Source organism: Pseudomonas sp. 50_B (genome assembly GCF_017491625.1).
Taxonomy (GTDB): Bacteria; Pseudomonadota; Gammaproteobacteria; order Pseudomonadales; family Pseudomonadaceae; genus Aquipseudomonas; species Aquipseudomonas danubii.
Map to the genome: position 1 here is coordinate 62,971 of NZ_JAFGYX010000015.1, position 25,976 is coordinate 88,946.

Annotated in this window: 20 protein-coding genes; 8 read left to right on the top strand and 12 right to left on the bottom strand. The window is 61.2% G+C overall.

Features of this window, described 5'->3' with window-relative positions:
• Positions 1-14 precede the first annotated feature (14 nt).
• The gene (locus tag J5M73_RS20840) at positions 15-1,235 is read right to left on the bottom strand and encodes an MFS transporter (RefSeq protein WP_102864685.1); all 1,221 of its coding nucleotides are present in this window, start codon (positions 1,233-1,235) and stop codon (positions 15-17) included.
• Positions 1,236-1,338: 103 nt separating this feature from the next.
• Here J5M73_RS20840 and J5M73_RS20845 point away from each other — a divergent pair, with 103 nt between their 5' ends.
• A complete protein-coding gene (locus tag J5M73_RS20845; RefSeq protein WP_102864686.1) occupies positions 1,339-1,794 on the top strand; it encodes a helix-turn-helix domain-containing protein in 456 nt (151 codons plus the stop codon).
• A gap of 36 nt (positions 1,795-1,830) precedes the next feature.
• Here the strand turns inward: J5M73_RS20845 and J5M73_RS20850 are convergent, their stop codons facing one another.
• Positions 1,831-2,985, bottom strand: a complete 1,155-nt coding sequence (locus J5M73_RS20850; protein WP_102864687.1) for a M14-type cytosolic carboxypeptidase — start codon at positions 2,983-2,985, stop codon at positions 1,831-1,833.
• A gap of 472 nt (positions 2,986-3,457) precedes the next feature.
• Positions 3,458-3,805, bottom strand: coding sequence for a DUF3077 domain-containing protein (locus tag J5M73_RS20855; protein ID WP_102864688.1), 348 nt, complete (start codon positions 3,803-3,805; stop codon positions 3,458-3,460).
• A gap of 133 nt (positions 3,806-3,938) precedes the next feature.
• On the opposite strand from J5M73_RS20855, the gene J5M73_RS20860 reads away from it, so the two are divergent.
• A complete protein-coding gene (locus J5M73_RS20860; RefSeq protein WP_102864689.1) occupies positions 3,939-4,604 on the top strand; it encodes a LexA family transcriptional regulator in 666 nt (221 codons plus the stop codon).
• 54 nt (positions 4,605-4,658) lie between these two features.
• Here the strand turns inward: J5M73_RS20860 and J5M73_RS20865 are convergent, their stop codons facing one another.
• The 4 genes from J5M73_RS20865 to J5M73_RS20880 all read right to left on the bottom strand — a co-directional run bounded on the left by J5M73_RS20865 (position 4,659) and on the right by J5M73_RS20880 (position 10,312).
• The gene (locus J5M73_RS20865; RefSeq protein ID WP_102864690.1) at positions 4,659-6,605 is read right to left on the bottom strand and encodes an acetyl/propionyl/methylcrotonyl-CoA carboxylase subunit alpha; all 1,947 of its coding nucleotides are present in this window, start codon (positions 6,603-6,605) and stop codon (positions 4,659-4,661) included.
• Positions 6,605-7,420, bottom strand: coding sequence for a gamma-carboxygeranoyl-CoA hydratase (locus J5M73_RS20870; RefSeq protein ID WP_102864691.1), 816 nt, complete (start codon positions 7,418-7,420; stop codon positions 6,605-6,607). Before J5M73_RS20870 ends, J5M73_RS20865 begins: the two co-directional genes overlap by 1 nt.
• Before the next feature lie 17 nt (positions 7,421-7,437).
• The gene (locus J5M73_RS20875; RefSeq protein ID WP_115580507.1) at positions 7,438-9,042 is read right to left on the bottom strand and encodes a carboxyl transferase domain-containing protein; all 1,605 of its coding nucleotides are present in this window, start codon (positions 9,040-9,042) and stop codon (positions 7,438-7,440) included.
• Between the two features lie 106 nt (positions 9,043-9,148).
• Entirely contained in the window at positions 9,149-10,312 is a 1,164-nt protein-coding gene (locus tag J5M73_RS20880; RefSeq protein ID WP_102864693.1) for an isovaleryl-CoA dehydrogenase, read from the bottom strand.
• Between the two features lie 228 nt (positions 10,313-10,540).
• On the opposite strand from J5M73_RS20880, the gene J5M73_RS20885 reads away from it, so the two are divergent.
• On the top strand, positions 10,541-12,244 hold the full coding sequence (locus J5M73_RS20885) for an AMP-binding protein (RefSeq protein ID WP_102864694.1): 1,704 nt from the start codon (positions 10,541-10,543) through the stop codon (positions 12,242-12,244).
• A gap of 621 nt (positions 12,245-12,865) precedes the next feature.
• On the opposite strand, the gene J5M73_RS20890 is transcribed toward J5M73_RS20885, so the two are convergent.
• From J5M73_RS20890 to J5M73_RS20900, 3 genes are all read right to left on the bottom strand, one after another.
• Positions 12,866-13,765, bottom strand: coding sequence for a hydroxymethylglutaryl-CoA lyase (locus tag J5M73_RS20890; protein WP_102864695.1), 900 nt, complete (start codon positions 13,763-13,765; stop codon positions 12,866-12,868).
• A gap of 62 nt (positions 13,766-13,827) precedes the next feature.
• Positions 13,828-14,232, bottom strand: a complete 405-nt coding sequence (locus tag J5M73_RS20895) for a MerR family DNA-binding transcriptional regulator (protein WP_102864696.1) — start codon at positions 14,230-14,232, stop codon at positions 13,828-13,830.
• Positions 14,233-14,356: 124 nt separating this feature from the next.
• Positions 14,357-15,292 (bottom strand): LysR family transcriptional regulator, encoded by a 936-nt coding sequence (locus J5M73_RS20900; RefSeq protein ID WP_102864697.1) that lies wholly within the window; start codon positions 15,290-15,292, stop codon positions 14,357-14,359.
• 180 nt (positions 15,293-15,472) lie between these two features.
• Here J5M73_RS20900 and J5M73_RS20905 point away from each other — a divergent pair, with 180 nt between their 5' ends.
• A complete protein-coding gene (locus J5M73_RS20905; protein WP_102881801.1) occupies positions 15,473-16,702 on the top strand; it encodes an acyl-CoA dehydrogenase in 1,230 nt (409 codons plus the stop codon).
• A gap of 55 nt (positions 16,703-16,757) precedes the next feature.
• Here the strand turns inward: J5M73_RS20905 and J5M73_RS20910 are convergent, their stop codons facing one another.
• The gene (locus J5M73_RS20910; protein WP_207816074.1) at positions 16,758-18,140 is read right to left on the bottom strand and encodes a phosphate ABC transporter substrate-binding/OmpA family protein; all 1,383 of its coding nucleotides are present in this window, start codon (positions 18,138-18,140) and stop codon (positions 16,758-16,760) included.
• 292 nt (positions 18,141-18,432) lie between these two features.
• Here J5M73_RS20910 and J5M73_RS20915 point away from each other — a divergent pair, with 292 nt between their 5' ends.
• A complete protein-coding gene (locus J5M73_RS20915; RefSeq protein ID WP_102864700.1) occupies positions 18,433-18,765 on the top strand; it encodes a YegP family protein in 333 nt (110 codons plus the stop codon).
• Between the two features lie 48 nt (positions 18,766-18,813).
• On the opposite strand, the gene xthA is transcribed toward J5M73_RS20915, so the two are convergent.
• Positions 18,814-19,626 (bottom strand): exodeoxyribonuclease III, encoded by an 813-nt coding sequence (gene xthA, locus J5M73_RS20920; protein WP_102864701.1) that lies wholly within the window; start codon positions 19,624-19,626, stop codon positions 18,814-18,816.
• A gap of 175 nt (positions 19,627-19,801) precedes the next feature.
• Here xthA and J5M73_RS20925 point away from each other — a divergent pair, with 175 nt between their 5' ends.
• From J5M73_RS20925 to J5M73_RS20935, 3 genes are all read left to right on the top strand, one after another.
• Positions 19,802-20,452, top strand: a complete 651-nt coding sequence (locus tag J5M73_RS20925) for a GNAT family N-acetyltransferase (protein WP_110596189.1) — start codon at positions 19,802-19,804, stop codon at positions 20,450-20,452.
• A 65-nt stretch (positions 20,453-20,517) separates the two neighbouring features.
• Positions 20,518-22,245 carry an autotransporter assembly complex family protein gene (locus J5M73_RS20930; RefSeq protein ID WP_207816076.1) on the top strand — a complete coding sequence of 576 codons (1,728 nt, stop codon included), beginning with the start codon at positions 20,518-20,520 and terminating at the stop codon, positions 22,243-22,245.
• Entirely contained in the window at positions 22,242-25,919 is a 3,678-nt protein-coding gene (locus J5M73_RS20935) for a translocation/assembly module TamB domain-containing protein (RefSeq protein ID WP_207816078.1), read from the top strand. The genes J5M73_RS20930 and J5M73_RS20935 overlap by 4 nt, the downstream gene beginning before the upstream one ends.
• Positions 25,920-25,976 lie beyond the last annotated feature (57 nt).

Here is a 25,976-nt window from a genome sequence, read left to right on the forward strand (position 1 = left end):
GCCTGCTGTGTCGTTCAAATGGCACAGCGAGCCTCGGTCCGAGCTTTCCCGGGGTTCAGGCTCCACAGCCAATAGACCAGTGCCAGGCTGTTGATAGCGGCTCCCAACAGGCAGACCCCGATCCAGCCGGCCCAGGCGTAGGTGGCGGTGGCGGCAATCGAGCCGCCGGCGCTGCCCAGGGAGTAGAACAGCATGTAACCGGCGGCCAAGCGGCTCTGGGCTTGCGGGCGCACGCTGTAGATCAGGCTCTGGCTGGTGACGTGGACGGCCTGCAAGCCCAGGTCGAAGGTGATGACTCCCAGTAGCAGTGCCCACAGGGACGATTGGGTAAAGGCAATGGGCAGCCAGGACAGCAACATCAACGTCAGGGCCAGGCCGCTGGTCCACTGTGCCAGGCCGCGATCCGCCCAGCGCCCGGCCCGTGCCGCGCCCAGGGCGCCGGCGGCCCCGGCCAGGCCGAACAGGCCGATTTCGGTGTGAGACAGCGACAGCGGCGGGGCGCTCAGAGGCAGTACCAGCGGGGTCCACAAGACGGTGCCCGCGGCGAAGATCAACATCGCCAGCACTGCACGGTCGCGCAGCACTTTTTCTTCCCTGAACAGTTGCAGCAGCGAGCCGAGCAATTGCCCGTAGCGTTGCACTGCGGGTGGCTGTTCAACTCTGGGCAGCACTCTCCACAGGGTCAGGGCCACCAGCAGGGTCAAGCCGGCCGACAACAGATAGACCGAACGCCAGCCGGCCAGATCGGCCATGGTTCCGGCCACGGTGCGGGCCAGCAGAATGCCTACCACGATGCCGCTGGTCACCATGCCGACCACCCGTCCACGCTGGGCTGTGGGTGCCAGGTTCGCGGCATAGGCCACCAGAACCTGGGTCACCACCGCCAGCAGGCCGGTACTGGCCATGCCCAGTAGCAGCCAGGCGCTGTTGGGGGCCAGGGCCACCATTAGCAAGGCCAGCACTGAAAGCAGAGTCTGGGTGACGATCAGTCGCCGGCGGTTGAGCAGGTCGCCCAAAGGCACCAGCAACAGCAGCCCCAGGCCGTAGCCCACCTGGGTCAGGGTGATGATGATGCCCACCGTGGCCGGCGGCAGGTCGAAGGTTCGGGCCATGGCGTCCAGAAGCGGCTGGGCGTAGTAAACGTTGCCCACCGCCAGGCCACAGGCGATGGCGAACAGCAGCACCACCCGTGGTGAAAGAATCGAGGGGGCAGGAGGGGAAGGATCGCGTGACATGTCGGGCTCCGTATCTGGTTTCGTTATAAAACCAGTTGTACGGTAGAGATCGCGGTTTTATATTGCAACCACTTTTCTGTGGCCCGAACGGAGACTGCCCAGCATGGTTAAACGCACCAGCCTGCAAGATGCCGAGTGCCCGGTGGCCCGCTCACTGGATGCCATCGGTGATTGGTGGTCGTTGCTGATTGTGCGGGATGCCTTTGACGGCATCCGTCGCTTTGGCGAGTTCCAGCGCAACCTTGGCATGGCCAAGAACATTCTTGCCGCACGTTTGCGCACCCTGGTGGAACACGGGGTTTTTGAAGTGGTGCCGGCCTCTGATGGCAGTGCCTACCAGGAGTACGTGCTGACGCCAAAGGGCAAGGGGCTGTTTCCCCTGATCATCGGCTTGCGCCAATGGGGCGAGGCGTTTTTCTACGAGGAGGGCGAGGCGCATTCGCGAATGGTCGACCGGGAAACCGGGCAACCGTTACGTGCGCTGGAACTGCGTGCGGCGGATGGGCGCTTGCTGGGGCCGGAGGATTGCCGACGGGTGCCGGCTGGCGCCGATGAGTGACGACTGCGCAAATGCTCGCGCAGTCGCCAGTCGGGTTCAGCGCAGGTGGTCCACTAGGTCGGCAAGGGTGCTCATGACATCCTTGCCCAGCTGCATGGAGCGCTTGCCGGACCAGCCGGTGACGGGGTTGGGGTTATCGTCGTGGTCCTTGAAAGGCATCTCCAGGGTCAGCGCCAGGCAGTCGTATTTCTCCCCGACGGCATTGCAGGCCAGGGTCATGTTGGCCTCTCCGGGGTTGTCCCGGGCGTAGCCGTGGGTAGTCTGGAAGTCTCGGGTCTGGCGCTTCAAGTGGCTGCGAAAATGCTCTTCGAGTCGCGCCAGGCGTGGTGTGTAGCCCGGGTTGCCCTCGCAGCCGGCGGTGAAGACGTGAGGAATTTCTTCATCGCCGTGCACATCAAGAAACAGGTCGACGCCGTACTTTTCCATCTGCTGCTGGACGAACAGCACTTCCGGGCTCAGTTCCTGGCTGGCGTTCTGCCAGGCGCGATTCAGGTCCTGGCCCTTGGCGTTGGTGCGCAGGTGGCCGTGGAACGCGCCGTCCGGGTTCATGTTGGGCACCAGGTACAGATCGGCCTTGGCCAGCAGCGAGTTGAGCTCCGGGTCATCCCGGTGCTGCAGGCGTTCGATCACGCCTTCCATGAACCATTCGGCCATGTGCTCGCCGGGATGCTGTTGGGCAATGATCCAGATCTTGCGCTGTCCTTCCTTGCCGCTGCCCTTGCGCAGAAGCTGGATATCCCGGCCTTCGACGCTTTTGCCCACTGCCAGCAGTTCGGTGTCGGCCTTGCTCAGGGCTTGATCGATCAGCCAGTCGTGGCGCCCGCGACTGTAGGGCTCGAAGTAGGCGAACCAGGCGTGAGTCTGGGTGGCCTCCAGATTGAAACGCAGGGCGTCACCTTCGAAGATCGTCGGTACGCGAAACCAGTTCACATGGTCATAGGAAGCGACGGCCTGGTAGCCGGTCCAGGCTTTGTTGTAGGAGGACTGGCTGGCGTTGGTCAGGCGGAACCAATGTTCCTGGCCGACATGCAGGCCACTGACCTTGAAGTGAAACCACTGGAAGTGCGGACTCTGGGTATCCGGGCGGATGGCCAGCAGTGCCTGCAGCGGATTGCTGATGTCCAGCACGTTGATATTGCCGCTGTCGAAGTCGGCAGTAATTTGAAACGAAGTGTGATTACCCACGGTCATGGTCGGTCCCTGTATAGGATTGTTATGACCGCTACTCTACACACTGAGGGGGGTAATAGAAGGGGGGCGTCGTCCTTGACGCAGAAGCAGCTTAGTGGCTATGCGATTGATTCTCAAGCGCTACTTTTGTCTTTCCAGGCCATTTAGCACGGCTGCTATCTTGCAAAAGGACATTCTTTTGCTATCATCGCCGCCATTATTTTAGCTGCATCCACGTCTTCATTAGCCTGAAGCCAAGCCAGAAAACTGGCAAAAAAAAGACCCGGCAAAAAGCCGGGTCAAAAACCGTGATTAGCCTGATGAGGAGATAATCCAAAGGTCCGACCTAAGGTCCTTTGGGCTATCGACTGATCTCGCGACCAGTTGCTTGCAATAATAATCATTATCATTTGCAAGTCAAATGTTTTTCCCTGCCCTTCGGAAAATATTTTTCCATTTCTCCTGTTTCCGCTGTTTTTTCCTTGCCGGCGCCTCAGCTGGACTCAAAGCGCTGACTTTCCAGGGACTTGTCCACCAGGGCTTTGGCCAGGTCGATCATGTGCACCACGGAAAAAGCCAGGTCACGCTTGGCCCCCCGCAGATTGTCGGCCGCGTCATAGGCGGTGGCTGCTGCACAGCGCAGCAGATCGGATGCATGGATCATGGCTTCCTCGCTGCTGAGGTTGCGCCTGACCTCGAAAAACTTCTCTTCCTTGTCCGATCCGGTCAGCGCGGGCTTCAAGTAGTAGTCCATCGCCCGTCGTGCTGCGTGGCTGCCCTTGAGTGAATTCAATGTGGTCTCTGTATCGAGTTCCGGCACGTCCTTGCTGCTTGCGTTCATAAAGTGTTCCGTCCTGTTTGAGAAAAGGAAAGAGGGGTATGAACTAGATTAATACGTATTGTAATTGTGACGAGATTTCAAATACTACAAGTTGTGTGTTGAGGCCGGAAATACACAACGTATTGTTCAGTCCATGGACAAATGGATCGAGTTGGTCAAAGCCAACATGAAAGGCCGCAAGGTCACACAGGAAAAACTCGCCGAGCGTCTGGGCATGTCTCAGGGTGGTATCGGTCATTGGTTGAGCAAACGCCGTCAGCCAAAGATCGAAGACATGAATCGGGTGCTTGAAGAGATCGGCATGGGCTTTCTGGAAGTTGCCCTGGTGGTCCGCGAGAAACCCATGCTCGGTGACGATGGCGAACCCCTGGTGAACGAGCCTTCACTGTTGCACAAGTACAATCCGTACTTCCGTTATCCGGTGAGCGATTGGCGAGCTGCTGGGGAAGTTCGTGAAGATGGCAAGTCAGCCTATGTACCGGAGCGCTATGAGCTTTCCGATTATCAGGCTCAAGGCGCGGCGTTCTGGCTGGTGGTAGTCGGTGACGCAATGATTGCGCCCAGCGGCTTGAGCATCAGTCAGGACATGCTGATTCTGGTGGACCCGGCTGTTACCGCCGAACCTGGGAAGTTGGTGGTCGTACAGTGTCCCGGTAATGCCGAGGCGATCTTTCGTAAGTGGGTGAAAGAGGGCAGTCAGCATTATCTGGTTCCCCTCAATCCTACCTATCCGAAGATGCTCTACAGCGACGAGTGCCGGGTTATTGGTGTAGTCGTACAAGCTACTGCGAAGTTTTAACTTGCTTGAAAGGCCCCTTCCTACAGCTAGGAAGGGGCTTTCTTATTAGTGGGTTTACTCCAACTCTACCAACGCACTGCCTTCACTAACCATTTCGCCTTCCTGGCAATACAGTGCCTTGATGACACCTGCCTGGGGCGCGCGGATGCTGTGTTCCATCTTCATCGCCTCCAGCACCACCAGTTGCGCGCCGGCTTCGACGCTTTGCCCGGCGCTGACCAGCACCCGCACGATGCTGCCGTTCATGGGTGCAGTAAGTCCGCCCTGGTGGCTGTGACTGGCATCGGCTGCAGCAATCGGATCGTAAGCCGTGACGCTGTGCATCTCGCCCTGCCAGTGCAGGTACAGAGTGTCACCACGGCGAATGGCGCGATGTTCACGACGCAACCCCTGTTGCTCTACCCACAGGTGTTCACCTTGCAACTGGAAGGCTGGCGAGCGAGCGCCCAGGCTGATGGCCTGATCCTGTCCGGCACAGCTCAGGTGCAGGCTGGTCTGGGCCGGTAACGCGCTGCGCCAGCCATTGACTGCCGACCATGGGGACTGCAGGTCGTCGCTACGCACCCGTTCCGGCTGGCTTTGTGTGAATGCCTGTGCGGCCGCTTGCCAGAAGTCCGCGCCGAGTTCGCAGGGCGCTGGCAGTAATTGTTCCTGATAGCGTGGGATAAATCCGGTATCCAGTTGCGCCTCGGCGAACGCTGGATGGGCAATGATGCGCCGCAGGAACGCCAGGTTGGTTTTCAGGCCACCGATGGCGAACTCGTCCAGCATGCTTAACAGGCGCAGACGAGCCTGCTCGCGGGTTTCGCCCCAGGCGATCAGCTTGCCCAGCATCGGATCGTAGAAGGGCGACACGCTATCGCCTTCCTCGACCCCGCTGTCGACCCGACGGCCCGGGCCAGCGGCGGATTCGCGATACAACTCCAGGCGCCCGGTCGCGGGAAGGAAGTCGTTGCCCGGGTCTTCGGCATACAAGCGCACTTCAATGGCGTGCCCCAGCAGCGGGACCTGTTCCTGGCTGATGGGCAGGGCTTCACCCTGGGCCACGCGTATTTGCCAGGCCACCAGATCGAGGCCGGTAATGGCTTCGGTAACCGGGTGTTCCACCTGCAACCGGGTATTCATTTCCATGAAGAAGAATTCGCCGCGAGCATCCAGGAGAAACTCCACGGTGCCGGCGCCGACGTAGCCGATGGCCTGGGCCGCGCGCACGGCGGCTTCGCCCATGGCCTTGCGCAACTCGGGGCTGAGGCCGGGAGCGGGGGCTTCTTCGACCACTTTCTGGTGACGCCGCTGGATCGAGCAGTCGCGCTCGTTGAGGTACAGGCAGTTGCCGTGTTGGTCGGCGAACACCTGGATCTCCACGTGGCGGGGCTTGAGCAGGTACTTTTCCACCAGCATCCGCGAATCGCCAAAGGATGATTGGGCTTCACGCTGGGCCGAGGCCAGGGCTTCGGCCAACTGGCTGACGTCCTCGACCACTTTCATGCCCTTGCCGCCGCCGCCAGCGGTGGCCTTGAGCAGCACCGGGTAGCCGATGCGCTCGGCGGCACTGCGGAAGGTTTCCAGGTCCTGGGCTTCGCCGTGATAACCCGGCACCAGAGGTACGCCGGCGGTTTCCATCAGTGCCTTGGCCGCCGACTTGCTGCCCATGGCGTCAATGGCCGAGGCGGGCGGGCCGAGAAAGATCAGGCCCGCCGCTTCGATGGCTCGGGCAAAACCGGCGTTTTCCGAGAGAAAGCCGTAACCGGGGTGGATGGCCTGGGCGCCGCAGGCCTTGGCCGCAGCGATCAGCTTGTCGATCTGCAAGTAACTGTCGGCGGCCTTGCTGCCCCCCAGGTCGACGCGGATATCTGCCTCGCGGCTGTGCCGGGCATTGCGGTCGGTGGCGCTGTGCACGGCCACGGTGGTCAGGCCCAAGGCCTTGGCGGTGCGCATCACGCGGCAGGCGATCTCGCCACGGTTGGCCACCAGTAAAGTGTCTAGAACGGGGGCGCTCATCAGCGGGACTCCTTGGTCGTGGGCTCGGACTGCCAACTGGGCGGGCGTTTTTCCAGGAAGGCCCGCAGGCCTTCCTGGCCTTCGGCGCTGACCCGAATCCGCGCGATGGCATTTTCGCAGTAGCGACGCAGGGCTGTGGTGAGGGCGCCATTGCCCACTTCTCGCAGCAGGTCCTTGCTGGCACGCATGGCTTGGGGGCTGTTGAGCAGCAGATTGTCGATCCATTGGGTGACTTTCTGTTCCAGCTCGGCAGCCGGGTAACTCTCCGCCAGCAAGCCGATTTCCCGTGCCCGTTGGCCGCCAAAGCGCTCGGCGGTGAGGGCATAACGTCGGGCGGCGCGCTCGCCAATTGCCTGGACCACAAAGGGACTGATGACCGCTGGCGCCAGGCCAATGCGGACTTCCGACAAGCAGAACTGCGCATCGTCGGTACCGATTGCCATGTCGCAGCAACTGATCAGGCCCAGGGCGCCACCAAACGCTGCGCCTTGCACCACGGCCAGGGTCGGGATCTTCAGTTTGGCCAGGTTGTACATCAACTCCGCCAGTTCCCGGGCGTCGTCGAGGTTGGTCTGGTAGTCGAGTTCGGCGGACTGCTGCATCCAGGCCAGGTCGGCGCCGGCACTGAAGTGCTTGCCGCGTCCGCGCAGCAGCAGGAAGCGCAGGCTCGGGTCGCTCTGCACCTGATCCAGGGCCAGGATCAGCTCGCGGATCATCTCGGCGTTGAAGGCGTTGTTCTTGGTTTCGCGGCTGAGCCACAGGGTGGCGAAGCCACGAGGGTCACGCAGCAGTTCCAGGGTATTGAAGTCGCTCATGTTCTTCTCGCGCAGGATTACATGCGGAACACGCCGAAGCGGCTCTGTTCGATGGGTGCATTAAGGGCCGCAGACAGGGCCAGGGCCAGGACGTCACGGGTCTGTGCCGGGTCGATGACGCCGTCGTCCCATAGCCGGGCGCTGGAGTAGTAAGGGTGCCCCTGGTGCTCGTATTGATCGAGGATCGGCTGTTTGATCTCGGCTTCCTGGGCGGCATCGAAAGGGTGTCCGCCGCGTTCCGCCTGCTCGCGCTTGACCTGGACCAGCACCCCGGCCGCCTGTTCGGCCCCCATCACGCCAATCCGCGCGTTGGGCCACATCCACAGAAAGCGTGGATCGTAGGCGCGACCGCACATGCCGTAGTTACCGGCCCCGAAGCTGCCGCCGATGATCACGGTAAATTTCGGCACCTTGGCACAGGCCACCGCGGTGACCAGCTTGGCGCCGTGCTTGGCGATGCCGCCAGCCTCGTATTTCTGGCCCACCATGAAGCCGGTGATGTTCTGCAGAAATAGCAGGGGAATCCCGCGCTGGCAGGCCAGTTCGATGAAGTGCGCGCCTTTTTGCGCGGCTTCGGCGAAGAGGATGCCGTTGTTGGCGAGGATGGCGATAGGGTAGCCATGCAGGTGAGCGAAACCGCAGACCAGGGTGGTGCCGAACAGGGCCTTGAATTCATCGAACAACGAGCCGTCCACCAGCCTGCTGATGACTTCGCGTACATCGAAGGGCTGCTTGGGATCGGCCGGCACCACGCCGTAAAGCTCTTCACGGGCATACAGCGGAGCGAGCGGGGTGCGTTGCTGCAACTGGCCCTGCTTGTGCCAGTTGAGGTTGGCCACGCTGCGCCGGGCCAGGGCCAGGGCGTGTTCATCGCTGTCGGCGTAGTGGTCGGCAACCCCGGAAATCTTGCAGTGCACGTCGGCGCCGCCCAACTCTTCGGCACTCACCACCTCGCCGGTGGCAGCTTTTACCAGGGGCGGGCCGGCGAGGAAGATGGTGGCCTGTTCACGAACCATGATGGCTTCGTCGGCCATGGCCGGCACGTAGGCGCCGCCGGCGGTGCAGGAACCCATGACCACGGCGATCTGCGGAATGCCCTGGGCGCTCATGTTGGCCTGGTTGAAGAAAATCCGGCCGAAGTGCTCGCGGTCCGGGAATACTTCGTCCTGGCGCGGCAGGTTGGCGCCGCCGGAGTCCACCAGGTAGATGCAGGGCAGGCGGTTCTGTTGGGCGATGGTCTGGGCCCGCAGGTGTTTCTTTACCGTCAGCGGGTAGTAGGAGCCGCCTTTTACCGTGGCGTCGTTGGCCACGATCATGCATTCGATGCCTTCTACCCGACCAATGCCGGCAATCACGCCGGCGGCGGGCACGTCTTCGCCATAGACCTCGTAGGCGGCCAGGGGGCTGACTTCAAGAAACGGCGAGCCAGGGTCGAGCAGGCGGTTGATACGCTCGCGCGGCAGCAGTTTGCCCCGGGAAGTGTGGCGCTCCTGGGCCTTGGCACCACCGCCTTGCTGGACCTGGGCGAGCAGGGTATGCAGGGCGTCGACTTGGGCCAGCATGCTGGCCGCGTTCTGCGCGAACTCGGGGGATTTCGGGTTGAGCTGAGACTTCAGAATCATGGGAGGGCCTACGGCAGCTTCAAGCGACACGCTTCAAGCTGCAAAAGTAAGTCGGTATTACGGCAGCTTTGGCTTGCCGCTCGTAGCTCGCAACGTGCGGCTGCTCTTACTTGGTTTCGTTGAACAGTTCGCGACCGATCAGCATGCGGCGGATTTCGCTGGTGCCGGCGCCGATTTCGTAGAGCTTGGCGTCACGCAGCAGGCGGCCCGCGGGGAATTCGTTGATGTAGCCGTTGCCGCCAAGGATCTGGATCGCATCCAGGGCCATCTGGGTGGCACGTTCGGCGCTGTAGAGAATCACCCCGGCGGCGTCCTTGCGGGTGGTTTCGCCACGCTCACAGGCCTGGGCCACGGCGTACAGGTAGGCGCGGCTGGCGTTGAGCTGGGTGTACATGTCGGCGATCTTGCCCTGGATCAACTGGAACTCGCCGATGCTCTGACCGAACTGCTTGCGGTCGTGGATGTAGGGCACCACCAGGTCCATGCAGGCTTGCATGATCCCGGTCGGGCCGCCGGAGAGCACCACGCGCTCGTAGTCCAGGCCGCTCATCAGCACTTTGACCCCGCCGTTGAGCACGCCGAGGATGTTTTCCTCCGGCACTTCCACGTCATCGAAGAACAGTTCGCAAGTGTTGGAGCCGCGCATGCCCAGCTTGTCGAACTTGTTGCTGCGGCTGAAGCCTTTCCAGTCACGCTCGACGATGAAGGCGGTGATGCCGTGGGGGCCCTTTTCCAGGTCGGTCTTGGCGTAGATCACGTAGGTGTTGGCGTCGGGGCCGTTGGTGATCCAGGTCTTGCTGCCGTTGAGGACGAAGTGGTCACCGCGCTTGTCGGCGCGCAGCTTCATCGACACCACGTCGGAGCCGGCGTTGGGTTCGCTCATGGCCAGGGCGCCAATGTGTTCGCCGCTGATCAGCTTGGGCAGGTACTTGCTCTTCTGCTCGTGGTTGCCGTTGCGGTTGATCTGGTTCACGCAGAGGTTGGAGTGGGCACCATAGGACAGTGCCACCGAGGCGGAGCCGCGGCTGATCTCTTCCATGGCCACCACGTGGGCCAGGTAACCCAGCCCGGCGCCGCCGTATTCTTCCGCTACGGTAATGCCCAAGAGGCCCATGTCGCCGAACTTGCGCCACATGTCGGCGGGGAACAGGTTGTCGACATCGATCTGTGCCGCCCGAGGAGCCAGTTCCGCCTTGACGAAGGCCTGGACCTGTTGGCGCAGCATGTCAATGGTTTCACCGAGGGCGAAGTTCAGGGTCGGGTAACTCATGGCGGGGCACCTTCAAACTTGTTTTTATTGAGGGAATGGGCTGCAGAGAGCGGCGCTGTCTAGCTCTCACCTTTACGTTAACGTAAACCTGCGACCGAAGGCTGTCAATCGCCCTTTACGTAAACGTCAACTTGCGCCAGAGTAGCAGGGCTTTCGATTGGAGCCAGGCTTTTTCGCACCATCGGCCAGGCTCCTGAACACCCACTAATAAAGACAATAGGGGTCGTCATGGAACACTCGGGTTTCCAGCCGGATCGCAGTTACACCCGTGGTACGCAAGACAAGCCATTGCTGGCGCTGACCATCGGCCAGGCCTTCGACAACACCGTCGCTACCTATCCCCAGGGGGAAGCCCTGGTGGTGCGTCATCAGCAGTTGCGCTACAGCTGGCAGCAACTGCGCGAGGCCGTCGACCTGCATGCCAGGGCGCTGCTGGCCTTGGGGCTGAAGACGGGGGATCGACTGGGGATCTGGGCCCCCAACTGCGCCCAGTGGTGCATCGCCCAATTTGCCAGTGCCAAGATCGGCGCGATCCTGGTGAACATCAACCCGGCCTATCGCAGTTCCGAGCTGGAATATGTGCTCAAGCAGTCCGGCTGCCAGTGGCTGATCTGCGCCGGAGCCTTCAAGACCTCTGACTACCACGGCATGCTGCAGGGGCTGATCCCTGAATTGGCGGAGCAATCCATCGGTCAATTGCACTGTGAACGCCTGCCCGAGTTGCGTGGGGTGATCAGCCTGGATGCCCAGCCGCCCTCCGGCTTTCTGCCCTGGTCGCAACTGACGGCCCTTGCCGCTGGAGCCACCGCCGAGCAATTGCAGGCGCGCCAGGACAGCCTGGATTTCGATCAGCCGGTGAATATCCAGTACACCTCCGGCACCACCGGTTTCCCCAAGGGCGCGACCCTGAGTCACTACAACATCCTCAATAACGGTTACATGGTGGGGGAGAGCCTGGGCCTGACCGCGGCAGATCGGCTGGTGATCCCGGTGCCGCTGTATCACTGCTTCGGCATGGTCATGGGCAACCTGGGCTGTATCACCCACGGCACCACCATGATCTACCCCAACGATGCCTTCGATCCGTTGCTGACCCTCAGTACCGTGGCCGAGGAGCGGGCTACCGGCTTATATGGGGTGCCCACCATGTTCATTGCCATGCTCGACCAGCCCAGGCGTGGTGAGTTCGACCTGTCGAGCCTGCGTACCGGGATCATGGCCGGTGCCACTTGTCCGATCGAGGTGATGCGCCGGGTCATCAGCGAGATGCACATGAGCGAGGTGCAGATCGCCTACGGCATGACGGAGACCAGTCCGGTGTCGTTGCAGACCGGTCCTGCCGATGATCTGGAGTTGCGGGTCACCACCGTGGGCCGTACCCAGCCGCACCTGGAGAGCAAGATCATCGACGAGGCCGGCAATCTGGTGCCGCGGGGCACCATCGGTGAACTCTGCACCCGGGGTTACAGCGTCATGCTCGGTTACTGGAACAACCCCCAGGGCACCAGCGAGTCCATCGATCAGGCGGGCTGGATGCACACCGGCGACCTGGCCACCATGAACGAGCAGGGTTATGTGTGCATTGCCGGGCGCAACAAGGACATGATCATCCGCGGTGGCGAGAATATTTACCCGAGGGAGCTGGAAGAGTTTTTCTTCACCCATCCCGCCGTGGCCGATGTACAGGTGATCGGCATTCCCTGCGCCAGGTACGGTGAGGAAATCGTCGCCTGGATCAAGTTCCACCCCGGGCATTGCGCCAATGAAGTCGAGCTGCAGGCCTGGTGCAAGGAGCGCATCGCCCACTTCAAGACGCCGCGTTACTTCAAGTTCGTCGAGGAGTTTCCGATGACGGTAACCGGCAAGATCCAGAAATTCCGCATGCGCGAAATCAGCATCGAGGAGTTGCGCGAGCAGGTGAGCAGGGTGTGAGCATTGCTGGAGCGTGCATCTGGACGGGTGCACGCTTTATGGGCGAGAAGGGCAGGCAAAAGCTAAATTGCAGAAAGCACAAAGGGGAGCCGAAGCTCCCCTTTAATTTGTCGTTGCGTGCTCTTTTTTTATTATTGAGGGGCGGTCTATTGTTGTTTTTGGCAACCGTGGCCCTTTACCGCTGTTTTTGGCGATCCCCATCCGGGATCAAGAGCAAACGTATTTTTTTGAGCGCTGATCTAACGTGTCGCCAGGGCGATCCAACCAGTTCGGGAGCTACCTCAGGGTAGTTTTATTGTTCTCTGACCGGTTGCGGGTGGCTCTTGCAAGCCCTCCTGCACATCACATCCTCTCCAAAAAAATCTGTTAGCTGCGTCTCTGCCGTGTTGTTTTTGTTATGTCAGAGTCGTTACGTCTTATTTTTATTAGGTTTGCTGCTTTTTATTCTTGTTATGCCATAGAGATAGCAGGAGCCGTGCCAACTTTTTAAAATCCTTTAAAATCAATGGCTTGATGTTTTTGTAGGACAATCTGCATCGCAATAAAATCGACAAACTGTTTCCGTGTTACTCGTTCCCGCCACCGTTTAGAGCGGCCGGTAACACCCGGCCGCACATTGGCTCACCCGGCGCTACGTGCCTTGGCCACACGAGAACCGCTGGGACGGCCCAGCACCGTGCAGATCTGCCGGCCAGCATCGATCAGGCGATCCATGTCGATACCGCTGTGTATGCCCAGGCCGTTGAGCAGGTACAGCACATCCTCGGTAGCAACGTTACCGCTAGCGCCCTTGGCATAGGGGCAGCCGCCGAGGCCGGCGATCGAACTGTCGAACACCGCGATGCCCTCCAGCAGACTGGCGTAGACGTTGGCCAGGGCTTGGCCATAGGTGTCGTGGAAGTGGCCGGCGAGCTTCTCCCGTGGTACCTGGGCGCTCACCACTTCGAACATTCTGCGGGTGTCGCCGGCGGTGCCGGTGCCGATGGTGTCGCCCAAGGACACTTCGTAGCAGCCCATGGCGTACAGCTCACGGGCCACCAGGGCCACTTGCTCCGGGGCTACCTCACCTTCGTAAGGGCAGCCCAGCACACAGGACACATACCCGCGCACGCTGACGCCATGCTGCTTGGCGGCCTCCATGATCGGCACGAAGCGCTGCAGGCTTTCGCTGATTGAACAGTTGATGTTGCGCTGGGAGAAGGACTCCGATGCGGCGGCGAACACCGCGACTTCCTTGACCCCCGCCGCCAGGGCATCTTCGAAGCCCCGCAGGTTCGGCGCCAGCGCGCCGTAGACCACCCCCGGCTTGCGCTGGATGCGGGCGAAGACCTCGGCCGAACCGGCCATCTGCGGTACCCACTTGGGCGAGACGAAACTGCCGACTTCTATATAGCCCAGGCCTGCCGCCGTCAGGGCATCGACCAATTGCACCTTGTCATCGACGCTGATGGGCTGGGCTTCGTTCTGCAGACCGTCGCGGGGGCCCACTTCGATCAGGCGTACATGGCTGGGGAGTGACATTCAGGTTCACCTTCTATGAGGGAGGGCGGATGCCGGCGCGAGCGGCGCAGGTGTCCCAAGGATTATTGTGCGGTGCTTTTCTGGTTCTGGATGGTTTGTTCCAGCGCCTGGGTACAGCGCTCTTCGGCGGTGTCCAGTTCCAGCTTCATCTGTTCGATGTCGAGCAACTGCTGTTCGAGCTGCTCTCGCCGTTCGCCGATTTTCGCCAGCATGCTGTGCAACTGCTTCAGGTTGCCGCTGCTGGGGTCGTAGAGCTCGATGAGTTCACGGCATTCGGCCAGGGAAAAGCCGATGCGCTTGCCCCGCAGGATCAGCTTCAGACTGACTTTGTCCCGTGGGGAGTAGATGCGTTCCTGGCCGCGACGCTCAGGGGCCAGCAGGCCCTGCTCTTCATAGAAGCGTATGGCCCGGGTAGTGATGTCGAGCTCGCGGGCGAGGTCGGAGATGCTGTAGGTCTGGCTGCTCATGGAGGCGCTCAAGGTGGGACTTGGCGCTAAGCTAAAGGCAGGTTTACGTATACGTCAAGCAATCCGCGTCGATCCCGTTCGCCGGCAAGCCGGCTCCTACAGTGAGGGCTTGCCGGCGAAGGGGTCAGGCTGTCTGCTGGTCGAGTTTCTTTTCGTGGGCGGTCACCTGTTGGCACAACTCGATCATCTGTTCGCGCATCCAACGGTTGGCCGGGTCCTGGTCGGTGCTTTCGTGCCAATAGAGGTGGGTTTCCACCGGTGGTACATCATTGACCGGAAGATTGAAGGCCTGCAGGTCATGGCGTCGGGCAAAACGTTCCGGGACGGTCATGACCATGTCGGTTTGTTGCAACACTTGTGAAGCCATCAGGTAGTGCTGGGAGCGCAGGGTGATCTTGCGCTGGATGCCCATCTTGCCCAGCGCCAGGTCGACATGGCCCAGGCCGCTGCGACGGCTGGAAATATGGATGTGGGTCAGGGACAGGTAGTCGTCCAGGGTGAACTTTTCCTTGCCGGCCAGGGGGTGGCCCTTGCGCATGGCGCACACGTAACGGTCTTCCATGAGCTTGACGTGGCGCACCTGGGGGTCGGTGTTGAGGGGGGCGTCCACGGCAAAGTCCAGGCGCCCGGCTGCCAGTTCCTTGGTGGTCTCCCGGCGCTTGGAGAGGAAACTCTCGATGATCACCGCCGGTGCCAGGCGGCGCAGGCGCTGGAACAGGGGGGGCAGGATCACTGCCTCGGTCAGGTCGGTCATGCTGATGCGGTAGGTCTTGACCGCTTGCAGAGGGTTGAAAATCCGACTTTCCTGGACTGAAACCCGCAGCAGTGACAATGCATTGCGCACCGGACCGATGATGTTCTGTGCCATGGGGGTGGGCACCATGCCCTGGGCGGTCCTGACGAACAGCGGATCATTGAAGGTCTCGCGCAGACGCGCCAGCGCGTTGGACACCGCCGGTTGAGTGATGCCGACGATCTGCCCGGCGCGGGTCAGGTTGGCTTCGGTGTAGATCGCGTCGAAAACGATGAAGAGGTTGAGGTCGACCTTGCTCAGATTCATGGCGCTGCACTCTTATTGTTAGGGCCTGTGAGGGAGGCTCGGAGGCCTTTCGGATCAGCCGATCATATATCGGTGATGAATGTTAATACACGCCGAGAATAGGCTAGGTAAATTTTCGTAGCTGATCTAGCATCGATTTCAGTCCCCCAACACCCGTTCTTCACAAAGGTAGAACTGCCCATGGAATTCGCCTATTCCCCCAAGGTTCAAGAGCTGCGTGAGCGCGTCACCGCGTTCATGGATGCCTATGTTTATCCGGCTGAAGCGGTCTTCGAGCGTCAGGTTGCCGAAGGTGATCGTTGGCAGCCGACCGCCATCATGGAAGAGCTCAAACTCAAGGCCAAGGCTGAAGGTCTGTGGAATTTGTTTCTGCCTGAGTCGGAACTGGGGGCCGGCCTGACCAACCTTGAATATGCGCCACTGGCGGAGATCATGGGCCGATCGCTGCTGGGCCCCGAGCCGTTCAACTGCTCGGCGCCGGATACCGGCAACATGGAAGTGCTGGTGCGTTATGCCAGCGAAGAACAGAAGCAGCGCTGGCTGGAGCCGCTGCTGCGTGGCGAGATCCGCTCCGCGTTCGCCATGACCGAGCCGGATGTGGCTTCCTCCGACGCCACCAACATGGCGGCCCGCGCGGTGCGCGACGGCGATCAGTGGGTCATCAACGGTAAGAAGTGGTGGACCTCGGGCGCCTGTGATCCGCGTTGCAAGATTCTGATCTTCATGGGCCTGAGCAATCCGGATGCGCCGCGTCATCAGCAGCACTCGATGATCCTGGTGCCGGTGGATACCCCCGGGGTGAAGATCGTCCGTCCACTGCCGGTGTTTGGCTACGACGATGCGCCGCATGGTCACGCCGAAGTGTTGTTCGACAACGTCCGCGTACCTTATGAGAACGTGTTGCTGGGAGAGGGGCGTGGTTTCGAGATTGCCCAGGGCCGCCTCGGCCCGGGCCGCATTCACCACTGCATGCGTTCCATTGGCATGGCCGAGCGGGCGCTGGAATTGATGTGCAAGCGTGCGGTGAATCGCACCGCGTTCGGCAAACCGCTGGCTCGCCTGGGGGGCAATATCGACAAGATCGCCGACTCGCGGATGGAGATCGACATGGCTCGGCTGCTGACCCTCAAGGCGGCCTACATGATGGACACCGTGGGTAACAAAGTGGCCAAGAGCGAGATTGCCCAGATCAAGGTAGTGGCGCCGAATGTGGCCCTGCGGGTGATCGACCGGGCGATCCAGATTCACGGTGGGGCCGGGGTATCCAATGACTTCCCATTGGCCTACATGTACGCCATGCAGCGCACCTTGCGCCTGGCCGATGGCCCGGATGAAGTACACCGCGCGGCCATTGGCAAGTACGAAATCGGCAAGTATGTGCCGAAGGAAATGCTGCGCAGCAGCCATTGATGATCATGCAGCCGGCCTGCCGGGCGACGCCTGTGGCAGGCCGGTTGCTGTGTATTCAGTACACCCAGACTTCTACGCGCCGGTTCTTGATCCGGCCCTCGTCGGCGTTGTTGGCCGCCACTGGCAGCTCAGCGCCGAAACCGCGGATCTCGCGAAACACCACGCCGCTTTTCACCAGTTCCCTGCGCACTGTCATGGCCCGCAGCTTGGACAGCAGCGCAGCGCGTGCCGGGTCGCTCTTGGCATCCCCGAATCCGGCCAGAGTGACGTGCCGGTTCATCTTGCCGTGCTGGCGCAGGTAATCCAGGACGCGATTCAGGTCCTGGCGTGCCTTGTTGTCCAGATTGGCGCTGCCCTCCTCGAAGCGAAAGTTCACGCTCAGGCGTTGCGCATCCCGGCTCAGTTGCTGGTAGGCCTTGGGCATCTGTGGGCTGGGCGTTACCCGCATGGCTTGCACGGTCTGGGCGACAAAGCCGTTGGCGGCGACGATGGCCTGGCCTTTGGCGCTCTGGGAAAAACTCACCAGGGCGTCCGCCCAGGGGTTCTGCCCATTGGGCGGCAAGTACAGGTACAGACGCCGCGACAGTGGGTAGTCCTCAGTGGCGATCAGACTGTTGAGGGGCGGCATGGGCTGGGAGTCACCGTCGATAATCGCCACGGCCTTGGCCTGGCGTACGTAGGGCAGGCCGATGAAGCCGATGCCTTGAGGGTCCCGGCTCACCGCGTCCGACAGCTGTTCGCTGGATTCGAAACGCTTGGCCGTCGGGTTCAACGCCTTGTCGCGACGGCTGAGGACCAGCTCCTTGAAGGTGTCGTAAGTGCCGGACTGATCATCCCGGGCATACAGGTGGACCAGCCCGCCCGTGCTCCCCAGCTCTTCCCAGGTCTTGATCTCGCCACTGAACAGGCGGGCCAGTTGCTCGGTGCTTAGCTGGCTCAGCGGATTGTGCGGATGAAGGATGATTGCCAGACCATCGATGGCGATGACCTGTTCGGCGCCAGGGCTTTTCAGGTCTCCCAGGCTTTCCAGCTCCACCAGTTCGCTGTCCTTGATCGGTCGGGAGGCGGCCGCAATATCGGCCTGGGCGTTTTTCAGTGCGCTAAAGCCGGTGCTCGAACCGTGGGCGGCAACGTCCACTCTGACTGTCCGACCTTGGGCGCTCTGTCCTAGAACGCGTTTCTCATTGTCCTTGCCACCGCCCTCGATCCTGACGTTGTGCAGACCCTGTTGTTCAAGCAAGCCCTTGACCAGCGCCGGGCCAAGCTGGGCGCCGATGGTGTTGGAGCCCTGTATACGCAGCACGGCGGCATTGTCGGGCGCCAGGGGCAAGGCGGCGAACACCGACCAAGGCAGGGCATAGCAAACAAAGCCGATCAGAAACAGGCTGATGGTCCGGCACCAGATATCTCGTTCACTGACGGTGGAAGCGCGGGGCATGGCGGCACTGGCCTTCTATTGAGAAAGAGGAGAGTGCTGGCGAGATTAAGTCAGGGAGGTGACAGGTATGTGACGAGCGGCACTTTCTGGCGATAAATGGCGAAAGTCCTACATCGTAAATAGCTGTTTTCTCTAGATTTTTTGAGACTTGTCCTAAAGACCAGTCTTCGGAGGCTGCGTAGAGTTGGCAACTTTGTCTGGCGGGGATTGGGGCGACTGCCAACGCGTCATCCCCCCGCAGATGCCTCGGCAGTGTTGTGCTGCTATTTCGTAGTAAGCAAAGGAGTTACAAATGAGTGCCTGGTTCGAGCTGAAGCAGTATGGCAGTGGTGCATGCAGATTCTTGCTGAAGACAAAGGAGGCGCAGACCATGCTTCAAAGCGACCGATTCCCTTGCCGGGACAGTGCCGAGGCGGCTCTCGGCCTGTTCCGCGCACACTGCGCTTCTCCTGAGCGCTACGTCAAGAAAATTTCATCGGGCGGTAAACCTTATTTCAAGCTCAAGGCCGGCAAGGAAGTGATTCTGGTCAGTCATTTGTACGACTCGGAGCCCACTCTCGAGAGCGCCATCAACGCCATCGCAGCTGCTGGCACCACTGAACGGGTTGAAGTGGTCCAAATGTAAGCGGTAGTAAAAAGCCCATCTTGCGATGGGCTTTTTTGTGCCTGTGAATCAGCTCAACTCGAGCCAGATCGGCGCATGGTCAGAGGGCTTTTCCATGCCCCGCAGTTCATAGTCGACGCCGGCGTCCTTGACCCGGGGCAGCAGCCCCTGGGATGCCATGATCAGATCGATGCGCAGGCCACGCTTGGGTTCGTCCTCGAAACCGCGACTGCGGTAGTCGAACCAGCTGAAGCGATCGTTCACCTCGGGGTTCAGGTGACGGAAGCTGTCTACTAGACCCCAGTTCTTCAAGCGTGCCATCCACTCGCGCTCTTCCGGCAGGAAGCTGCATTTGCCGGTCTTGAGCCAGCGCTTGGCATTTTCGGCGCCGATGCCGATGTCGCAGTCTTCCGGGGAAATATTCACGTCACCCATGACCACCAGGGGCTGGTCGTTGCTAAAGCGATTTTCCAGCAGGTGCTGCAGGTCATGGTAGAAGCGTTCCTTGGCCGGGAACTTGGTGGGATGGTCGCGGCTTTCACCTTGGGGGAAGTAGCCGTTCATGATGGTCACCGGCGTGCCGTTGGCATCGGCGAAAGTACCCCAGATAAAACGCCGCTGGGCGTCTTCGTCATCGCCCTCGAAGCCTTTATGCACGGCCAGTGGTGCCTGGCGCGAGAGCAGGGCGACACCGTAATGGCCCTTCTGGCCGTGGTAGTGCACGTGGTAGCCCAGGGCCTGGACGTCGGCGAGGGGAAACTGCTCGTCGGCGACCTTGGTTTCCTGCAGGCCGATCACGTCCGGCTGGTGTTTGTCGATCAGCGCCGCCAGCTGATGGGGGCGGGCGCGCAGCCCGTTGATATTGAACGAGACGATCTTCATGGTCGGCGGTCCTGGCAAAACAGCGATGCTAGCTGACTACGCCCGGGTCGACCAGCATGGCGGCCCCGCGAATGCGCTGCTAATGTCCTTGAGCGTGGGAACGATCAGCGCCGCGCCAGGTTCGTAATAACAAGAGTGCGGCCATTCGAGCCGGGCCCAGGGGAGAGTGACCGACATGCCTGATACCGCCAACGCCATCGCCGATATCCATATGCTCGACAGCGGCTATTCCCGTGAAGCGCGGTCGCTGCTGTACCAGGCCTATCGCCATGAGCCGACCTTCGGTTTCATTTTCGAATCCGAGCGTGCCGGTTATGAACAGCGGGTGCGGGCCACGGTGCGTGAGCTGGTGAAACAGCATTTTCTGCAAGACCTGCCGGCCATCGGCCTACTGGTCAACGACCGCTTGATCGGCATTGCCCTGATCGCCCCACCGCAACGCCGCCTGGGCATTACCGAAAGCTGGGCCTGGCGGTTGCGCATGGTGCTGAGTACCGGGTTTCGTTGCACGCGGCGATATCTGGAGTACCACGAGGCGGTGCAGGCCTGCCTGCCCGGCGATGCGGTCCATGTCTTGCCATTGCTAGGCGTGCACCCGCAATTCCAGGGGCAGCATTTCGGCGAACAGCTGCTGGAGGCGGTGCACAATTGGTGTGCTGTGGATGAGCATTCCCAGGGCGTGGTGCTGGATACGGGTAATCCGCGCTATCTGGAGTTCTATAAACGCCAGGGTTATGAAGAGATCGGAGAGATCGCGGTAGGGCCGGTCCGCGAGCACGTATTCTTTCATCCGAACCCGCAACTCTTACAAAGAGCAACAGCCTGATATAGAACTTTCCCAGCACTTGAGCGCTCTATCGCCCCCCCAAGCTCGTGATAGCATCCGCGCCTATGAAGTTTCCAGGAAGATTTACCAGCGGCTTTTTGCTGTTGTTCACAAGCTGTGCGGCGCTGGCGCAGAGCGAATTGGATGTCAGGGTAAAGCCCGCCAATGACGAGCTGAAAGCCAATGTGGAAGGTTACATTGGCGGTGTCGGTGATCGTGATGAAGAAGCCCTGCAGCGATTCAGCCGGGGCGCCGAGGAGCAGGCGAAGAAAGCCGCCCAGGCATTGGGCTACTACCAGCCCCGTATCGAAAGCGAAGTGCGCGGCGGCGAGAAACCCCGCCTGTTGTTGCGTATCGACCCCGGCGAGCCGGTGCATCTGCGCAATGTGACGATCCGGGTCGAAGGCCCGGCAGCGTCCCTCAAGTCCTTCCGCACCCCTGACAGTGACCAGCTCAAGCCTGGCGCTGTGCTCAATCATGGCCGTTACGAAGATGCCAAGCGCCTGATTCAGAACCAGGCCTCGCGCTACGGTTTTTTCAGCGGACGTTTTACCCGCCAGCAATTGTCGGTAGACCCCCTGGCCGGGGTGGCGGACATCGAACTGGTGTATGACAGCGGTCCGCGTTACGCCCTGGGCAAGGTCAGCTTCACCGGGGACTCGTTGTTCGACGAAGACCTGTTGCGGCGCATGGTGCCCTTCAAGAACGGTGCTCCCTACGACTCCGAGCTGATTGCCGAACTCAACCAGGCGCTACAGTCCAGCGGCTATTTCGAGGGCGTGCGGGTCGATGCCGCGCCCACTGCTGCCGAGCACGAGGTGATTCCAGTGGCGGTCCTGCTGGAAACCCGCAAGCCCCGGACCATGGGGCTTGGCCTGGGTTACTCCACTGACGTCGGCCCCCGGGTCAAGGCCAACTGGACCCGACACTGGGTCAATCCCCAGGGTCACAGTTATGGCTGGGAGGCTGAAGTCTCCCAGCCCCGGCAGAACGTCGGCCTGTGGTATGACATTCCCTTGGACCCGCCGCTGACCGACAAGCTGCGCTTCGCCGGTGGTTATCAGAATGAAGAAATCTCCGGCACCGATACCCTGAGTAAGCTGCTCACAGTGGGCCCTGAGTGGCACAGCAAGTTGCCCAGCGGCTGGCAGCGCGTGGTCTCGCTGAAGTATCAACGTGAGGAGTATCGCCTTGGGGACGACTCGGGCCTGAGTAATCTGCTGATGCCTGGCCTGACCTATTCCTACCTGCGCAGCGACAACCGTATCGATCCGCACAACGGTTATCGCATTCAATTCGATACCAAGCTGGCCAAGGAAGGCGTGGGCTCCGACACCAACCTGTTGTACGGAACGGTCCTGCTCAAAGGCCTGACAACGGCCTGGGACAATCACCGCTTTCTGGGGCGTGTGCAGTTCGGAGGTAGCGCCACCAACGGTTACAAGTCCATTCCGCCGTCCTTGCGCTTCTTCGCCGGTGGCGACCAGAGCGTGCGTGGTTACGACTACCAGACTCTGTCCCCGAAGAACTCCGAAGGGGATCGCATTGGCGGTCGTTACATGGTGGCTGGCAGTGTCGAGTATCAGTACTCCATTGCCGAGAAATGGCGGATCGCGACCTTTGTCGATCAGGGCAACTCGTTCAACAAACTGGAGCTACCGAACCTCAAGACCGGGGTTGGTGTGGGGCTGCGCTGGGTGTCGCCGGTAGGGCCGATCCGGGTCGACCTGGCCCACGCGATGAATGACGACGGTGGGATTCGCTTGCACTTTTCCATGGGGCCAGAGCTTTGAAGCGCACCTTGAAGATAACGCTGCTGGCGATTCTTGCGCTGGTGATCCTGACCCTCCTGGCCTTGACCACGGTGCTGGGGACCCAGGCCGGCAGCCGCTGGGCCCTGGGCCTGGTGCCGGGGCTGACCCTGGACAATTTCCAGGGCCATCTGGGTAGCCAGTGGAGCACAGACCATCTGCTCTGGCAGCAGGACGGCAGCCGGGTTGAGCTCGATTCGGTGAAATTTGCCTGGTCTCCTGCCTGCCTGTTGCGCATGACCCTGTGCATCGAGCAGTTGGAGGCCGATCAGGTCAGCCTGCAGTTCGCTCCCAGCAACGATGCCGAAGAAAGCACAGGGCCCATCAGCCTGCCGGAACTGCGTCTGCCCGTGGCCATCGAGCTGGGACAAGTACGGGTCGGCCGCTTGTTGTTCAACGGCAGTGAAGAACTCAAGGGGCTGCAACTGGCGGCGCGCTGGACCGCTCAAGGCTTGCAGATCGACTCGGTGCACCTGCAGCGCGATGACCTGAGCCTCGACCTGTCCGGCCTGTTGCAACCCAGTGGCGACTGGCCCCTGACGGCTCAGGGCACCCTCGGCTTGCCCGCTCCTGGCGGCGGTCCCTGGGCGCTGGCTATGCAGGTCGAAGGCGATCTGCTCAAGACCCTGAAACTCAAGGCCGACAGCAGTGGCTATCTGCAAGGGCAGTTGAGCGCTGAGCTGCAACCCCTGGTGGAGAACCTGCCGGCGCAAGTGCGGATCATTGCCAGTGGCTTCAAGGCCAGCGCTGACTTGCCGGACACCCTGCAACTGGATCAGTTGGAACTGACCGGCAAGGGGGACTTGAAAAACGGCTACCAGCTCGACGGCAAGGCCAGTCTGCCGGCGGAGCAAGGGCCGGTGGCTCTGCTGTTGCAAGGCAAGGTCGACGCCCAGGGCGCGCAGATTGCCACGCTGGAGTTGCGAGCCAACGACAAGCAGAGCCTCAATCTCAGCGGTCAGCTTGATTGGAGCCAAGGCTTCTCGGCCGAGGCCAAGCTTGCCTGGCTGGATTTCCCCTGGCATCGCCTTTACCCATTAATCGAAGACCCGGCCGTGGCGCTGCGCAGCTTCAATGCAGAAGTGGCCTATCGGGATGGCAACTACCTGGGCAACTTCAAGGGTGACCTGGATGGCCCGGCAGGCGCCTTCAGCTTGAGCAGTCCCTTCAGTGGCGACCTGAGCAAGATCTTCCTGCCGCAATTCCAACTCACGGCCGGACAAGGCAAGGCCCAGGGGCACCTGAACCTGCAATTTGCCGACGGTGTGGCCTGGGATACGGCGCTGGAACTGTCGGCCATCAACCCGGCCTATTGGCTGGCCGAGTTGCCCGGTACCCTGGCCGGCCCTTTGCGCAGCCAGGGGGAAATGAAGAACGAACAGCTCAAGGTCACGGCCGACCTCGACCTCAAGGGGCGCCTGCGGGGGCAGCCGGCCGTGCTGCTGGCCAAGGCCGACGGAGCAGGGGAGCAATGGAACCTCAGTGCCCTGGATATCCGCCTGGGGGACAACCGCATCAACGGCTCCGGCAGCCTGCAGCAGAAAATCGCTGGCCAGCTGGACATCAAGCTGCCGCGTCTGGGCCAGCTATGGCCGCAGTTGCGCGGGCAACTCAATGGCCGGGTAGATCTGGCAGGCACGCTCAAGGCGCCACAGGGCAAGGTGGACCTCTCGGGGCAGCAACTGGCCTTTGCCGACAACCGCCTGCAAAGCCTCAAGCTGGGGGCGACTCTCGACGGCGCGCAACAGGCCCAGGTGGATCTCAAGGGCAGTGGAATTCAGGCCGGAGACACCCAGCTTGGCACCCTGACCCTGGCCGGCCAGGGCGATATCAAAAAACAGAAACTGCAACTGGATTTGCAAGGCCCACTGTTGAAACTGGCCCTGGGGCTGGACGGCGCGCTGGATCAGGGCAACTGGCGGGGGCGCCTGGCCAGTGGCGATGTACAGACCGGCGGCCAGGACTGGAAACTGCAGAACCCGGCGAAGCTGGAGCGTTTGGCCAATGGCACCCTCAACTTTGGCGCCCATTGCTGGACCAGCGGCGATGCGAGTCTGTGTGGCGAAGACCAGCGATTGATGCCCGATCCGAAGCTGCGTTATCACCTCAAGCGTTTCCCCATCGACAGCCTGGCTCAATGGCTGCCCAAGGATTTCGCCTGGAAGGGCATGCTCAATGCCGAGGTACAGTTGGACCTGCCGGCCAGCGGTCCCAAAGGCCAGATCCTGCTGGATGCCAGTGGTGGCACCCTACGGGTCAAGGACAAGGGTCAGTGGCTGGACTTCCCCTATCAGGCGTTGAAGCTCGATACCCGCCTCAACCCGCGACGCATCGATACCCAGTTGCAGTTCGACGGCGGCAAGTTGGGCGAACTGATGGTTCAGGCACAGATCAATCCGTTGCCCAAAAGCAAACCGTTGTCCGGAGAGTTCCGCCTCAGTGGTCTGGATCTGTCCGTGGCACGGCCGTTTGTGCCCATGGTGGAGAAACTCAGTGGCAACCTGAACGGCAGTGGTCGCTTGTCTGGCGGGCTGTTGGCGCCTCAGGTCAACGGCAATCTGCAACTCAGTGGCGGTGAGGTCTCCGGTTCCGAGCTGCCCATCAGCCTTGAAGACTTGCAATTGAGCGCGCAGATCATGGGCGAGAGCGTGCAACTCAACGGCGGCTGGAAAAGCGGCAAGGCCGGGCAGGGCAACCTCAATGGCAATATCGCCTGGGGGCGAGCCTTGGCGGTGGACCTGAGCCTCAAGGGCACGCAGTTGCCCGTCACTGTCGAGCCCTATGCCGCGCTGGAAATGGCTCCGGACCTGAAGATTTCACTGCAAGACGACAAGCTGGCAATCAACGGCAAGGTGCTGATCCCCAAGGGGCAGATCACCGTACGCGAATTGCCGCCCTCGACGGTCAAGGTTTCCGATGACACGGTCATCGTCGGCCAGCAGACCGACGAAGGTAAGAAGCCCATGGCCATGGCGATGAACATCGATGTGGAGGTGGGCCAGGACAAACTCAGCTTTGCCGGGTTCGGCCTTACCGCCAACCTGCGGGGGCATGTGCACATTGGCGACAACATGGATACCCGCGGCGAGCTGTGGCTCAACGACGGTCGTTATCGGGCCTATGGCCAGCGCCTGACGGTGCGTCGTGCACGGTTGCTGTTTGCCGGCCCCATCGACCAGCCGTACCTGGATATCGAGGCGGTGCGCCAGACCGACGACGTGATTGCCGGCATCCGCCTCAGTGGCAGCGCCGAGCAACCGGCGACGCAGATCTTCTCCGAGCCGGCCATGAGTCAGGAACAGGCCTTGTCCTACCTGGTACTGGGACGGCCGCTGAGCTCTACCGGTGAAGACAACAACATGCTGGCCCAGGCGGCCCTGGGCCTGGGGCTGATGGGCAGCGCCGAGCTCACCGGCGGCATTGCCAAGAACCTGGGCATCCAGGACTTTCAGCTGGACACCCAAGGCAGTGGCAACAGCACCAGCGTGGTGGCTAGCGGCAATATTTCCGAGAAACTCAGTCTGCGTTATGGCGTCGGGGTCTTCGAACCCGCCAGCACCATTGCCTTGCGCTACAAACTGAGCAAGAAGGTCTACCTGGAAGCGGCCAGCGGTTTTGCCAGCTCCCTGGACATCTTCTACAAGCGCGACTTCTAAGGCTTGCTGCCAAAGGGGGCATGGCCCCCTTCTTGTCCACACCACCTCTCCCTGATC

Coding starts and splice junctions, on each gene's coding strand:
- J5M73_RS20840 (WP_102864685.1), bottom strand. CDS start 1,235: ATGTCACGCGATCCTTCCCCTCCTGCCCCCTCGATTCTTTCACCACGG.
- J5M73_RS20845 (WP_102864686.1), top strand. CDS start 1,339: ATGGTTAAACGCACCAGCCTGCAAGATGCCGAGTGCCCGGTGGCCCGC.
- J5M73_RS20850 (WP_102864687.1), bottom strand. CDS start 2,985: ATGACCGTGGGTAATCACACTTCGTTTCAAATTACTGCCGACTTCGAC.
- J5M73_RS20855 (WP_102864688.1), bottom strand. CDS start 3,805: ATGAACGCAAGCAGCAAGGACGTGCCGGAACTCGATACAGAGACCACA.
- J5M73_RS20860 (WP_102864689.1), top strand. CDS start 3,939: ATGGACAAATGGATCGAGTTGGTCAAAGCCAACATGAAAGGCCGCAAG.
- J5M73_RS20865 (WP_102864690.1), bottom strand. CDS start 6,605: ATGAGCGCCCCCGTTCTAGACACTTTACTGGTGGCCAACCGTGGCGAG.
- J5M73_RS20870 (WP_102864691.1), bottom strand. CDS start 7,420: ATGAGCGACTTCAATACCCTGGAACTGCTGCGTGACCCTCGTGGCTTC.
- J5M73_RS20875 (WP_115580507.1), bottom strand. CDS start 9,042: ATGATTCTGAAGTCTCAGCTCAACCCGAAATCCCCCGAGTTCGCGCAG.
- J5M73_RS20880 (WP_102864693.1), bottom strand. CDS start 10,312: ATGAGTTACCCGACCCTGAACTTCGCCCTCGGTGAAACCATTGACATG.
- J5M73_RS20885 (WP_102864694.1), top strand. CDS start 10,541: ATGGAACACTCGGGTTTCCAGCCGGATCGCAGTTACACCCGTGGTACG.
- J5M73_RS20890 (WP_102864695.1), bottom strand. CDS start 13,765: ATGTCACTCCCCAGCCATGTACGCCTGATCGAAGTGGGCCCCCGCGAC.
- J5M73_RS20895 (WP_102864696.1), bottom strand. CDS start 14,232: ATGAGCAGCCAGACCTACAGCATCTCCGACCTCGCCCGCGAGCTCGAC.
- J5M73_RS20900 (WP_102864697.1), bottom strand. CDS start 15,292: ATGAATCTGAGCAAGGTCGACCTCAACCTCTTCATCGTTTTCGACGCG.
- J5M73_RS20905 (WP_102881801.1), top strand. CDS start 15,473: ATGGAATTCGCCTATTCCCCCAAGGTTCAAGAGCTGCGTGAGCGCGTC.
- J5M73_RS20910 (WP_207816074.1), bottom strand. CDS start 18,140: ATGCCCCGCGCTTCCACCGTCAGTGAACGAGATATCTGGTGCCGGACC.
- J5M73_RS20915 (WP_102864700.1), top strand. CDS start 18,433: ATGAGTGCCTGGTTCGAGCTGAAGCAGTATGGCAGTGGTGCATGCAGA.
- xthA (WP_102864701.1), bottom strand. CDS start 19,626: ATGAAGATCGTCTCGTTCAATATCAACGGGCTGCGCGCCCGCCCCCAT.
- J5M73_RS20925 (WP_110596189.1), top strand. CDS start 19,802: ATGCCTGATACCGCCAACGCCATCGCCGATATCCATATGCTCGACAGC.
- J5M73_RS20930 (WP_207816076.1), top strand. CDS start 20,518: ATGAAGTTTCCAGGAAGATTTACCAGCGGCTTTTTGCTGTTGTTCACA.